This window comes from Erythrobacter sp. S43, assembly GCF_057364955.1.
Genome location: NZ_CP200285.1, coordinates 1,491,953 through 1,504,849, shown reverse-complemented (window position 1 = coordinate 1,504,849; position 12,897 = coordinate 1,491,953). Strand labels below are relative to the sequence as shown.

The following is a 12,897-nucleotide window of genomic DNA, read 5'->3' as shown; positions in this document are numbered from 1 at the left end:
CATGGCAAGCGCGCCGAACGCGCTCACGCCTTTTCAAGCTGCGAGAAATCGGTCGCGGCGATGGTCTTCATCACCTCCTGTCGCACCGCTCTGGCACGGTCGACGGGCACGCCCGGAATGGAAAAGACACCCCCTGCCAGCCCGAGGTGGAGAGTGGCATACCCGCGAAACCGCGCAATTGGTCCGCGTGCGATTTCTATGGAGTGCAGCTTCAAACGAGTGGCAATCTGCGTTTGCGGCGTGAGAAGACCAGCGCGCGACATGACCTGTTTCGGATCAATCGCATGTTGCTTGAATTCCCAGGAGTACAAGGCAATTCCGGCAGAAACGACCGCTAGGCCAAGCAAGATAAGCACAACCGGCAGTGCCCAATCGGGCGCATTGTAAGCGACAATCGGTCCAGCGATCATAGCGGGCACCAGAAACACCAGCGCGTCAATGATCATACTGTCAGTTCGATAATTCGTGCTCGCCCGGTGCCAATCGGCGCCCTCGGCCGGCAAAGAGAATCCTGCTTCATCCACGATAGGCGCAATCTCGTCCATTTTGGCGAACGGCGCGACGTCATGATTGGTCGATCCCGCATCCTGCGCAAGGCTGACAAAGCGCAGTCCGTGCCAGCCAAAGCGATACCGCAATAGCCCAGTGCGCAGCTTGATGCCCTGAACGCGGTGGATCGGCATCACCACGTCAGTCTTGGTGAGCAATCCGCGACGACGGCGGAAACCCCGCGCTGTCCTTTCAAGCTTAAAGCCCCATTCTCTCAGGAACGTGCGCACCAATCCGGTCGCGGACCCGACAATGAAAACCGCGATCAATCCGGCGATAACGCCAAGAGCCTGTGCGATCACACCCATTGCGGCAATGGTTGCGCCGCTGCCGCCCAGCCAACCTTCCCATAGATCCGGATCCCAGATTTCTATGCCAGAGAACGTGTCGACATACTGGAACAAACCGGCGAGCACGGCGAAGACCGCAAGCGAGAATTCAAACGTGCCGAAGATGAACAATCGGCGCGGGTCCATCGCGAACAAGACGTACCCGTCCTGCTCGGTATCAGCGGATTGCGCCGCGCTTTCGTCAGTGCTGGCAACCGCCTCTCCCTCGCGCCGCTCGCGCACAACCTGACGCAGCCGCTCGCCTTCTTGCTCAGAGAGATAGGTGAGGCTCAGATCCTCTGCGCCGCCTGCCCCGGTCTCGAACTTCACGGCGACGAGCCCGAACAGGCGCGGGATCAGCTTTTGCTCGAGGCTGACGTCTTGGATCCGCTCGAAGGGCACAGAGCGCGCAGCACGGCTAATCACGCCGCTGTCTACGCGAATATCCTGCTGGCCCACGGTGTAGGTCAGGCGGGCCCACTGCAGATAGGTGATGCCGAAATTGATCGAGAGCAGGACAAGAATGGCTGGCGCGATAAACAGCGCGGCACTGCCAAACTCTCCTTCGCGGAGGATCGAAAAGCCGGCGATCGCGATGGGGATCGCCAGTTGGCCGAGCATAGCGATACCGCGGACCAGAAAGCTCTTCGGGTCGGTACGCAGCCCTTCGACGGTGCCCTCCGCCGTTTCAGTGACCTGGTTCACAGGCTTTCCCGCTTGATATGCGCGCGGATTTCTTCGCGCAGCTCTTTGGCCAGCTCCTGTTCAAGGCCGGGCAGATTCACCGAGGCATTGTGATTGCCTGCTGTGTGCAATGTCAGAGTGGAAATGCCAAAGGCGCGCTCGACAGGTCCTTGATCCACATCGATATGCTGGACCCGGCCAAACGGAACCACCGTGTCCGAATGCCACCAAATGCCGCGTACCACGCGCAGTCGATCAGCGCTCATATCATAACCCCGCGCGCCATAGCGCCGGCTGGGGAAGCGGATGATCATGGCCAAGGCAAAAGTTAGCGCGACCGCCGCGACAATACCGCTCGGCATGGCTTCATTCTCGGCGATGACGAATTCGGCAATTATTGCGCCGATAAGAACAGGCACCATGGCGAGAACCATGCCCAGCCGCAGTACCGTCTTGTAATTGGGATGAACGCGGGTCAGTTCGCCATCTTCGTCGGCGAACGTTTCGAGCGAATTCTGATTAGTTGCTTCCATCACCTACAGATGCGGGCAAACCGGCGCAGTTTCCAGCCCTAAGTGTTGCGCATGTCAGATAGGCATCGCTTGACAGCGCTGCCCCGTTTCACCGATGGGCATGGCAACTATGGGGACCGAGAAACCAGCCGAGTTCTACGATCGCAAGGTCATCACTGTTGCTCATCGCGGCGTGCATTACTGCGAGTCCCCTTATTTCCCGCTGTGGCTTCTTGTTGCAGACCGGCTGCGACAACTCGCACCTCGCCGGATTATCGATCTAGGATGCGGATCGGGGCAGTTCCCAAAACTCCTCAGCGATCAGGGAATATCATCCTATCTCGGCCTCGATTTCAGCCGCAATTGCGTCGCTATGGCGCGCAAGGCCGCGCCCGATCTCCAGTTCGCGCAGGTCGATCTCAACAAAGACACGACTCTGCAAGACGAAGACTATGATTGCGTCGTCGCTCTCGAATTTCTCGAGCATGTAGATGGTGATCTGGCCATTCTCGAGCAGGTGCGCAGCGGCACAACAATAATCGCAAGCGTGCCGAACTACCTGACACCTGCGCATGTCCGGCACTTCGAAACCGCAGACGAAGTGCGGGAACGGTATGCATCTTTGATTGACGATCTCGATGTGATCGGATTTCAGACATCGGCCAAAGGCAACGCGCTGTTCGTGATGCAGGGCGTGCGTCGATAGGCCGGTTGCTCAGCCGCGCTGGTTGAACCGTCTCCCCACCATCGCCGCGGCAATATTGGTCTTCTGAACATCAATCGCGCCGCCGGCGATGCCCCATGCATAGGCATCGCGCAGGCGCTGCTCCATGCCGTATTCCTTGTGATAGCCGTATCCGCCCATCACTTGCATGCCGAGCGCGGTGACTTCACGTACGATCTCGTTGGCGTAGCATTTGGCGAGACTGCTCTCGTACACAGTCGGCAATCCCCCGGGTTGTGTAGCAGCATTCGCGGCAGCACGGTGGATCAACAGGCGCGCCGCATCCACTTTCATCGCCATTTCAGCCAGCTTCATCTGGACGGCTTGAAAATCAACGATCGGTTTGCCGAACGCCTCGCGCTCCTGCGTGTACGCTAGCGCCTGTTCGAGCGCCGCTGCCGCAACCCCTAATCCTTGCGTCGCATTGCCGCACCGTTCGAGGCCGAAAGCGCTCATCAGTTTTCCGAACCCGCCCGCGCCGATGATGACGTTTTCACCCGGCACCTGCACGTCTTCGATAGAGATGTCGGCCGTCGGGATTCCGCGAAAGCCCATCAGCTCCTCGCGCTTGCCGAAACTCAAGCCTTCCATGTCTTTCTCAAGCAGGATTGCGCCGATGCCTTTGGCGCCAGGATCGTCCGAGAAGCGGCAATAGGTGACGTAGTAATCCGAATGCCCGCCGCCGCTGGTCCAGCGTTTGTATCCGTTGACGGTGTAGCCATTGCCGCTTTGGACAGCCTTAGTCGTGAGATCGGTCAGTGCGGTCCCGGCGTCCGGCTCTGACATCGACACGGCAACAATCTTCTCGCCCTTGATAACTTCGGGGAGCACTTTCGCCTTCATTTCGTCCGAGCCAAATCGGTCGATCGTCCGCACCGGACCGGTCAAAGCTTCGAACACTGGAAAGGCGACCGCGTTCGATACCTGCGCAAACTCTTCGAGGACGATCAGCGCCTCGACATGGCCCAGCCCCAATCCGCCATATTCTTCCGGCAGGTTGATCCCCAGAAAGCCCATCTCGCCATAGGTGCGCAGCATATCTGACGGCACCGGGTAGTCCTTCTCCTCCATATCCCGCGCCAGATCGGGCAGCTCCGCGCGGGCGAATTTGCGCGCGGTTTCTTGCAGCTCGCGCTGCTCCTCAGTGAGGGTGAAGTCCATTCGGGAAACTCTCTTATCGTAATTCTCGGCGGCTTCATGGCCTTGTTTGGCTGAGGTTGGCAAGCGCCACCGCGATCCGGTCAGCAAATAGGGATTATCTCTGATCTCAGTTCATAGATTGGGAAGGAACTCGAACTAAAGCCGCAAGAGAGATCGGCACAAGCAGACGGCAAAGCGGGGTCGCACACGCAATGTATTCGCTTACGAAACTACCAAAGCAAAACCGGTTAGAGCTAAGCTTTAGCGGACATATGGAGCAAGAGCCGGCGGCCTTCTTTGCCGAACTGACTAACGCAGCAAAAGCGGTTCGGACTAACGATGGGACGTGGTCATTGCTGGTCGACTTCTCCGACACACCTGTCATGCCGCAAGATCGGGCGCAAAACACTGCCAAAATCTATGACTGGTGTATCGCAAATGGGGTCAAGCGCATTGCTTTCGTGATGCAGTCGGTCACGCAAAAGATGCAGATCAAACGGGTGTCAGGTCGCTCCGAGATTGTCCAAACGTTCGATACCAAGGTCCAAGCCGAGGCTTGGCTGAGAATGGGAGCGGTGGCCAGCTGAGTTCGAACAACCCGATATTCGGGCTATCGATTACGCGAGAATCGCGGCTATGACTTCGCCGCATGACTATATCTTCAGACTTTCAAGTTGATCTAAGCGGGCGGACTGCACTCATCACCGGTGCATCTTCGGGATTTGGCGCGCGGTTTGGCCAATTGCTCGCGGCGCAGGGCGCACATGTGGCTTTGGGTGCTCGCCGCATAGATCGTCTCCAGGTTCTCGCCAGTGATATCGGTTCACACGCAGTGGCTGTTCCGATGGATGTGGGCCGCGAAACCGACATCATCGCCGGATTTGACGCTGCCGAGAAGGCGTTCGGCACCGTCGACACGGTGATCGCCAATGCGGGCATCGACGGTGCAGGCATGCTCGCGGACATGGCCGAGGAAGAGATCGAGCGCACGCTGATGATCAATCTGAAAGGTGCAATTCTGACAGTCCGTGAAGGCGCAAAACGGATGATGGCGGCAGGTGCCACCAATGGCCGCATTGTTATGATCGCATCCATCACGGCGTTCGAGCCGTCACCGGGGCTGGTCGCCTACTCCGCGAGCAAGGCCGGCGTTGTGCAAGCCGCGCGCAGCATGGCCCGCGAATGGGCGCGGGCGGGAATTTGTGTGAACACGATCTCGCCCGGCTACATCCGCACCGAAATCAACGATGCGTGGTTCGCCACCGCAGCGGGCCAAAAGCAGGTCCAGCGTTTCCCGCGCAAAAGGCTGATGGAGCAGAAGGGGCTGGATGGTCCGCTGCTGTTCCTGTGCTCGGATGCAGCAGAGTTCGTGACGGGTGCGGATTTTGTGCTCGACGATGGCCAAACGTTGTAGCGGAACCAACCCTTCGCTCACGCTCGGGAGTGTTGGCCCAAATTCATCCCCCGGATGAATTTGGGTAGCCAATACTGGTGCGGGTGGTGGGACTCGAACCCACACGATCTATAGGATCAGGGGATTTTAAGTCCCCGGCGTCTACCATTCCGCCACACCCGCCCATGCAAAGGCAGCGGGTGCGATAGCCAGCACTCTGTCACCAAGCAAGCACCACTCTTGCACTCGTGGCCATGGCCCTCCATTTCTGGGCTCTCAGCATCGCAGGGGCACGACATGGCAAACGAAGTGGTGGAAACGATTCAGCCAGCGGTGACGCTGCTTGGTCTGGGCATCGGCGCTGCCATTGTCAGCCGTGCAGTGAAGCTCAATCCGATTGTCGGTTATCTTGGTTTGGGCCTGGGCCTCGCATCGCTCGGCTATGCCGACAATTTCAGTGGGCCTGTGGTTGCCACGCTTGCGGAAGCGGGCGTGATGTTTCTTCTGTTCAACCTCGGCCTGCACTTCTCGCTGGGGCGGATACGCGACGAAGCCGCGAACATCTTCGGCTTTGGCAGCCTTCAGATGCTGATCGCGGGCGGCGGCTTTTCGGCGTTGTTCTTCCTGATCGGGTTGCCGACCGAGTTTGCGATTATTGGCGGCTTCGCGATGGGCCTTTCCTCAACTGCGGTGGTTATCGGACTGGTTCGAGAGCGTGATCAGGAAGACTGTCCTGTGGGACGCGCAGCGCAATCGATCCTGATCTTCCAGGATATTGCCGCGATCCTCTTGCTGGTCGCCGCAGGGGCGCTTGGCAGCGGTGGAGCTATCGCGCCCGCGCTGGGCCTCGCTGGGCTCAAGGCCTTGGCCGCCTTCGCAATCGCCGTCCTGTTCGCGCGTTATCTGACTGAGCCGCTGTTCCGCCTCATTGCGCGGGTGGGTTCGAGCGAGGTATACACGGCCACCGCGCTGTTTATCGCACTGGCCGCTGGCTGGGCGACTGGTGTTGCCGGGCTATCGCTGACCCTTGGCGCTTTCCTTGGCGGTATGGCGGTGGCGGATTCGCGCTATCGCATCATGGTCCAGACAGAGATTGATGCGTTTCGCGGGCTGTTCCTGAGCTTCTTCTTCATCTCGGTCGGCCTGTCGATCAACCCGCAATTGCTGGTCGAAAACTGGTATCTCGTTATCGCGGCAGCGGTGGGGCTAATAGTCATCAAATGCGGCCTGAACGTTATAGCCGGGCTAGCGAACCGATGGTCGGTCCCCGGATCTATCCAGCTCGGTTTTCTGCTCGGCCAAGGCAGCGAATTTGCGCTGGTGCTCTTCGCCATACCTGCGGTGGCCGGACTGGTGGAGCCACGCCTGCTCTCCATCATCGTGACCGCTATCGCGATTAGCCTTGCGGTCACACCGCTGGTCTCAAACATCGGACGCAAGCTGGCCGGCAAGCTGCGGCGCGGTCCTGCCGATCAGAAGCTGGACGGTGACGATGGTCCGGTGGTCATCATCGGCCTTGGCCCGGTTGGCCGTGCTGTGGCCGATGCCTTGTCCTACAACGAGATCGGATTTCTGGCCGTTGAGCCTCGTGCCGAGCACTTCGAGAGGGCAGTCGCCGATGGCTACTCCGTGCACAAAGCCGATCCCTCCGACCCGCGTAGTTGGGGCGCGATGGGGATGGGCAAGCGCGAGGTTATTGTTGTGGCCACCGGAAACACCGAGATTTCACGAAATCTGACGCCGCTGATCGGGGAACTGATGCCAAGCATGAATCGCATCATCGCATTGCCGAGCCCCGACGCGCTCGATGAGTTCATCGAGCTAGGCATGATCCCCGTCGATATCTCCGCGCCGCGTGGCAGTGAGCAGGTGGTTGATATGGTGTTCACCGCGCTGGAGCACGAACGCAAACTCCCCGTCGAAAAACGTTCCGACGAGGAGCAAGCTCTGGAATTCGCGTGATGTAAAGGGGCTTAGCCTTCGTTCAATCGCTGACGAATCTCTTTACCCGCTTTGAAATAGGGTACGCGCTTCGCGGGAACCGAAACCGCTTCGCCGGTTCGCGGGTTGCGACCAGTCCGTGCTTCGCGCTCGCGGGTAGAGAAAGCGCCAAAACCGCGCAGTTCGACGCGTCCGCCTTCGGCCAGACGCTCCGCGATTTCGTCAAAAAAGATGTCAACGACCTGCTCCACCTCTTCGGCGCGCAGCTCCGGATTATCCTTGTGCAATTCCTGCAGCAACTCGGATCTGATCATTTTTGTTTCCCTCCGGATCATTCGGCGCGTGCAACGCCGGATGATTGTGTTCGCGGGGATTGCCCGCTGTTGTCTTGAACCGCTCCGACCCGGAGAGCAGTGCTACGCGGTCCTAGTGCCAGAGAGATGCATTTCTCGCAAGAGACGCTGGTCGATTCTGCAAGGCGATTTGTTCAGTTTTCGGGGGAATTTGGCGCAAACGGGCGCCTGTGATGGTCAATTCCGCTCTAACAGGCGGGCAACATCAAGACCGAGACGCTCCATGCGGGCGCGGATTTCGGGCCATTCGGTCTTCAAAAAGTCGCTGCGCTCGCGCTCGCGGAGCTTCTCCGCGGCACCAGACACGACATACATGCCCACACCGCGCTGCACTTCGACCAGGCCATCATTCTGGAATTGCTGGTAAGCCTTTGCCACCGTTAGCGGATTGGCACCTTGCTCTGCCGCAAGCGCTCGCACCGATGGCAGCATTTTGCCTTCGGGATAGACGCCTTCAATGATGGCTGCGGCGATCTGGTCGCGCAGTTTCAGATAAACAGGCCGATTTTGACTCATAGCATCCTCACTAAGTGCACTACTGACATAATACAGCGAAGCGCGTCAAGTTCCCGACCGTGAGCGAGGCGACCGCAACAAATGCTTCACAGACGGTAAACATTCGCTAGGGTGCGCGGATTGAGCGCGGCCAAAGTCGCGAGGGGATAATTATAAGAAATCGAAGGGGGTCGCGAGGCCGTGCACGAGTTCATTTTTACTTTTGATTCCGCATTCGAAATGTGGACTTTCTGGATCGCAACAGTGGCGCTCGCCGCATTCCTGCTTGGCGGCCTCTTTCTGATCACCCGCCCACAAGAGGAAGTGATTGGACATCCCAAGGGACTTTTCCTGCTGTTTATGGCGGAAATGTGGGAACGCTTCTCCTATTACGGGATGCGCGCGCTGCTGATCTTCTATCTGATTCAGCATTGGGCATTTGCCGAAGAAAAGGCCTATGTCATCTACGGTGCCTACACGGCGCTCGTATATATTGCGCCTGTCGTGGGCGGCTATCTGGCTGACCAATTTATCGGTCAACGCAAGGCCGTTCTCTTCGGGGCTATCCTCCTGACCTTCGGGCACTTCTTCATGGCCTTCGAAGGCGGCGGCGGTCAGGCCGATCCGATGATCAACGTGTTCTGGCTCGCCTTGGCACTTATCATCGTGGGCTCCGGCTTCCTAAAAGCCAACATCTCGGTGATTGTCGGCCAGCTCTATGATCGGACCGATATCCGCCGCGACCCCGCCTACACGATCTTCTACATGGGGATTAACGTAGGTGCTGCGACAGCTTCGATCATCTGTGGCTTCCTTGGCCAGACCTATGGTTGGGAGTATGGCTTCGGACTTGCAGGCGTCGGCATGCTCATCGGGCTCATCTTCTTTGTTGTCGGCAAGCCCCTTCTCAAGGGTAAAGGCGAGCCGAAGGACCCGTCGAAGATCGCTGGCGGCAAAGAATGGCTCATCTACGGCGCTGGTATGGCCATGGTTCTTCTTTGCTGGGCCGCAATCCAATATCAGGATCTAGTGGGTTATGTGCTGGGCACATTTGGTGGCGGCCTAGTGCTTTTCGTTCTCTACACGGCAGTGGCGAAACTGCCTGCGGAAGAGCGCGATCGCATTTTTGCCGCGATGTTCCTGATACTCGTCTCGATCGTCTTCTGGGCGCTCTTTGAACAGGCTGGTTCGTCGCTGAACGTCTTCACCGAACGCCATGTTGACACGCAGGGCGTGAATGCTTCGATGTTCCAATCGATCAACGCGATTTACATCGTTTTGCTCGCTCCCATCTTCGCCATGGTCTGGCAAGGATTGGCCAGCAAGGGAATGGAACCGTCTACGCCAATGAAGTTTGGCCTGGCGGTAATCCAAGTCGGACTTGGATTCCTCGTTCTTGTCTGGGGCGCCGAATCTGTCGGTGTGAAAGTTGCAACACCGGTGGCGTTCATCTTCCTGATCTACCTGTTGCACACGACCGGTGAGCTTTGCCTCAGCCCAGTGGGATTGAGCGCAATGAACCGCCTCAGCCCGGCGCACATGGCTTCGTTGATTATGGGAACTTGGTTCTTTGCCTCGGCAACCGGCAACTTTGCAGCTGGCCTGATTGCATCGGCGACCGGTGGCGAAAATGTGGGTGAAGAAGCAGGAAAGCAGCTTGTTCTTGATGTCTACGAGACAGTCGGACTTTATGCTGTCGGCATTGGCATCGCAGTTATGGTGATTAGCCCTCTCATCAAGAAGCTTATGCACCTCGATACGCTGACTGACGACGATGGCCTCGCCGGAGCAGCAGAAGCTGGTCTTGAAGCGCAGGAAGGTGGCGTGCACCCGGCTTCGCGCTGACCTAACCATCGCAAAACAATCAGAAGCCCCGCCATCCAAGCCGGATGGTGGGGCTTCTTTGTCACGGCATTGTGTGATTGACATCGCCCGTGTCCCGTCTGCTGGACAAGGTGGTCTGATCGGTCCACAAACTCGCCCGACTCTTTGAAAACGGGGGCGATTGATGATTGAGTTTCGATCGACGCGCGGACGCATGACTGCGCTTTCTACTTTGGCAGGTGCGATGTTGCTGGGCGCCTGTACCACAACCGGATCGGCGGTTGCTCAGGACAACAGCGCGGACGTTGATGACGGTCCGCGCTTCGCCGCCAAGACCGAAAGTGAAGGCCCCTACCCTTCAACATACAAAGCCTATCCCGGCACGCCCACCGCGCTGGTCGGCGCGACTGTGTTCGACGGCAAGGGTGGCAAGATCGAAAACGGCACGGTGCTGTTCCGCAATGGCAAGGTAGTCGCCGCGGGTGGCAGCGATCTTTCAACCGACGGCTACACTGTGATCGACGGCACAGGAAAGTTCGTCACGCCCGGCATTATCGATATTCACTCGCACCTTGGCGATTATCCTTCACCCGGGGTGCAAGCGCATAATGATGGCAACGAGGCCACCTCACCGACTACGCCCGATGTCTGGGCTGAGCATTCGGTTTGGCCGCAAGACCCCGGCTTCAGCCGCGCAATGGCCAATGGCGGCATCACAGCGCTGCAAATCCTGCCCGGCTCGGCCAACCTGATGGGCGGGCGCTCGGTAACCCTCAAGAACGTGCCAGCCCGCACTGTGCAGGGCATGAAGTTCCCCGGTGCGCCCTATGGCTTCAAGATGGCATGCGGCGAAAATCCCAAGCGGGTTTACGGCAATCGCGGACGTAAACCTTCGACCCGCATGGGCAACTTCGCGGTCAACCGCCAGACTTGGTATGACGCGATCGACTACGCCAACAAGAGCGAAGGCAGCCGCCGCCGTGATCTCGGCAAAGAAACGCTCGCCGGCGTTCTGGCGGGCGACATCCTCGTCCACAATCACTGCTACCGCGCCGACGAGATGGCCTTCGTCATGGATATGGCAAAAGAGGTCGGGTACAAAGTGACCGCGTTCCACCACGCGGTGGAAGCTTACAAGATCGGCGATCTGCTGCGCGAAAACGGCGTGTGCAGCGCGATCTGGGCCGACTGGTATGGCTTCAAGATGGAAGCCTATGACGGCATTCAGGAGAACGCTGCCTTCTTGCAACGCGAAGGGGCCTGCGTCGTCATCCACTCTGATGACGCGAACGACATCCAGCGCCTGAATCAAGAGGCGTCCAAAGCGCGCAAGGCCGGCCTGCGTGCCGGTATCGACATCTCTGAGGGCACTGCCATCCAGTGGATCACCCTCAACGCGGCCAAGGCAATGGGCATCGACGACATGACCGGCAGCTTGGAAGCCGGAAAGATGGCCGATGTGGTGCTATGGAATGGCGACCCACTGAGCATCTATTCGCGGCCCGAGAAGGTCTGGATCGATGGCGCATTGATGTTTGATGCGATGGATCGCAAGCGCCGCCCGGTGAGCGATTTCGAGCTCGGCCAACCCGGTGAAGGAGACGTGAAATGAAAAATCTCGTCAAATACACCCTGACCGGTGCCGCATCCGCTCTCGCCATCGTCGCCAGCCCTCTCGCAGCGCAGGACATGGTGATCGTCAATGCCAAAGTCGTCAAAGGCGATGGCAGTGAACCGATCGATAACGGTGTCGTGATTGTCGAAGATGGCAAAGTCGTCTCCGCCGGGGCATCGCCGGGCGGCTCTTTCGCCACCGATACGGTGATCGATGCCAATGGCGCCTATGTCACACCCGGCCTGTTTGCTGCTGTGACCACTGTCGGCATTTGGGACGTTGCGGCTGTCAGCGAATCCAATGATAGCCGCGCTGGTGGTTCGCCGTTCAGCGCGTCTCTGGATACGGCACCGGCAGTTAACCCGAGCAATCAGCACATCAAAATCAACCGCGCTGCCGGGATCACCCGCGCCGCCACAACCACCGTGCCATCGGGCTCGATCTTTGGCGGGCAGGGCGCGATTATCGATCTAGGCGCAGATGGTGATCCGATCACCAAAGCGCGCGCTTTCCAGACGGTTGTGCTGGGCGAGTTTGGCGCCAACCGCGCTGGTGGCAGCCGCGCCTCGACCTACACGTTATTCCGCGCATCCTTGCGAGAAGCGCAGGCGCTCGCAGGGTCGCGCGGCACGCCGCAGACCACCGAAATCACCAAAGATGGCGATGTAATGCTGGGGCGCTTCGATGCCGAAGCGCTCATCCCTGTGGTGCGCGGTCAACAAAAGCTGTTTGTCGGGGTCGAGCGTGCGTCCGACATCCGCAACGCACTTGGACTAAAGCGCGAGTTTTCACGGCTCGATATGGTCCTTGTCGGCGCAAGCGAAGGCTGGATGGTGGCCAGTGAAATCGCAGCAGCTGGGGTTCCCGTCCTCGCCGATGGTCTGGATGATCTGCCCGACGCTTTCGAAGAGCTTGCGGCAACGCAGAGCAATGTTGGGCGGATGAAGAAGGCTGGCGTCACTGTAGCACTCAACGCAGCTTCGATGGAGAACACCCGTCGTCTTTCGCAATACGCAGGCAATCTTGTGGCACTCAGCAACGTGCCGGGTGCTGATGGCCTGTCATGGGGGCAGGCCTTCGCGACCATCAGTTCCGTCCCTGCCCGCATCACTGGCATGGGTGGCAAAGCCGGCGTGTTGGCACCGGGCGCCAATGCAGATGTGGTGATCTGGGACGGTGACCCGCTCGAAGTGGGCACGGTGCCAACAAAGGTCTTCATCGATGGCGTCGAGCAACCGCTGGACAATCATCAGAGCCGCCTGAAGGATCGCTACAAGGACTTGGATGAAAGCGACTTGCCGAAAGCCTACGATTGGTAAGTGATCTGCATATCATGTA

12 protein-coding genes and 1 tRNA gene are annotated in these 12,897 nt (G+C 58.7%); 7 read left to right on the top strand and 6 right to left on the bottom strand.

Annotated features, from left to right (window positions below):
• Positions 1–23: 23 nt before the first annotated feature.
• Positions 24–1,583 carry a PH domain-containing protein gene (locus AC0V6K_RS07335; protein WP_472620851.1) on the bottom strand — a complete coding sequence of 520 codons (1,560 nt, stop codon included), beginning with the start codon at positions 1,581–1,583 and terminating at the stop codon, positions 24–26.
• Entirely contained in the window at positions 1,580–2,095 is a 516-nt protein-coding gene (locus tag AC0V6K_RS07330) for a PH domain-containing protein (protein WP_472626064.1), read from the bottom strand. Before AC0V6K_RS07330 ends, AC0V6K_RS07335 begins: the two co-directional genes overlap by 4 nt.
• A gap of 100 nt (positions 2,096–2,195) precedes the next feature.
• Between AC0V6K_RS07330 and AC0V6K_RS07325 the strand changes: the two genes are divergently transcribed.
• Entirely contained in the window at positions 2,196–2,780 is a 585-nt protein-coding gene (locus AC0V6K_RS07325) for a class I SAM-dependent methyltransferase (RefSeq protein ID WP_486172593.1), read from the top strand.
• Positions 2,781–2,789: 9 nt separating this feature from the next.
• Here the strand turns inward: AC0V6K_RS07325 and AC0V6K_RS07320 are convergent, their stop codons facing one another.
• The gene (locus tag AC0V6K_RS07320) at positions 2,790–3,959 is read right to left on the bottom strand and encodes an acyl-CoA dehydrogenase family protein (protein WP_472620847.1); all 1,170 of its coding nucleotides are present in this window, start codon (positions 3,957–3,959) and stop codon (positions 2,790–2,792) included.
• Positions 3,960–4,210: 251 nt separating this feature from the next.
• On the opposite strand from AC0V6K_RS07320, the gene AC0V6K_RS07315 reads away from it, so the two are divergent.
• A complete protein-coding gene (locus AC0V6K_RS07315) occupies positions 4,211–4,525 on the top strand; it encodes a hypothetical protein (protein ID WP_472620845.1) in 315 nt (104 codons plus the stop codon).
• A 62-nt stretch (positions 4,526–4,587) separates the two neighbouring features.
• Positions 4,588–5,352: an SDR family NAD(P)-dependent oxidoreductase gene (locus AC0V6K_RS07310; RefSeq protein ID WP_472620843.1), complete on the top strand. Its 765-nt coding sequence runs from the start codon at positions 4,588–4,590 to the stop codon at positions 5,350–5,352.
• Between the two features lie 75 nt (positions 5,353–5,427).
• On the opposite strand, the gene AC0V6K_RS07305 is transcribed toward AC0V6K_RS07310, so the two are convergent.
• Positions 5,428–5,514, bottom strand: a tRNA-Leu gene (locus tag AC0V6K_RS07305).
• Positions 5,515–5,628: 114 nt separating this feature from the next.
• Between AC0V6K_RS07305 and AC0V6K_RS07300 the strand changes: the two genes are divergently transcribed.
• A complete protein-coding gene (locus AC0V6K_RS07300; protein ID WP_472620841.1) occupies positions 5,629–7,293 on the top strand; it encodes a cation:proton antiporter domain-containing protein in 1,665 nt (554 codons plus the stop codon).
• Positions 7,294–7,304: 11 nt separating this feature from the next.
• Here the strand turns inward: AC0V6K_RS07300 and AC0V6K_RS07295 are convergent, their stop codons facing one another.
• Together AC0V6K_RS07295 and AC0V6K_RS07290 are read right to left on the bottom strand one after the other, a co-directional pair.
• Positions 7,305–7,586 (bottom strand): integration host factor subunit beta, encoded by a 282-nt coding sequence (locus tag AC0V6K_RS07295; protein ID WP_472620839.1) that lies wholly within the window; start codon positions 7,584–7,586, stop codon positions 7,305–7,307.
• A 216-nt stretch (positions 7,587–7,802) separates the two neighbouring features.
• A complete protein-coding gene (locus tag AC0V6K_RS07290) occupies positions 7,803–8,141 on the bottom strand; it encodes a GntR family transcriptional regulator (protein ID WP_472620837.1) in 339 nt (112 codons plus the stop codon).
• A gap of 219 nt (positions 8,142–8,360) precedes the next feature.
• Between AC0V6K_RS07290 and AC0V6K_RS07285 the strand changes: the two genes are divergently transcribed.
• The 3 genes from AC0V6K_RS07285 (at position 8,361) to AC0V6K_RS07275 (ending at position 12,878) form a co-directional block, all read left to right on the top strand.
• Positions 8,361–9,965, top strand: coding sequence for a peptide MFS transporter (locus tag AC0V6K_RS07285; protein WP_472620835.1), 1,605 nt, complete (start codon positions 8,361–8,363; stop codon positions 9,963–9,965).
• 193 nt (positions 9,966–10,158) lie between these two features.
• Complete coding sequence (locus AC0V6K_RS07280) at positions 10,159–11,556, top strand: amidohydrolase (protein ID WP_472620833.1); 1,398 nt, start codon at positions 10,159–10,161, stop codon at positions 11,554–11,556.
• The gene (locus tag AC0V6K_RS07275) at positions 11,553–12,878 is read left to right on the top strand and encodes an amidohydrolase family protein (RefSeq protein WP_472620831.1); all 1,326 of its coding nucleotides are present in this window, start codon (positions 11,553–11,555) and stop codon (positions 12,876–12,878) included. The genes AC0V6K_RS07280 and AC0V6K_RS07275 overlap by 4 nt, the downstream gene beginning before the upstream one ends.
• Positions 12,879–12,897: the final 19 nt, after the last annotated feature.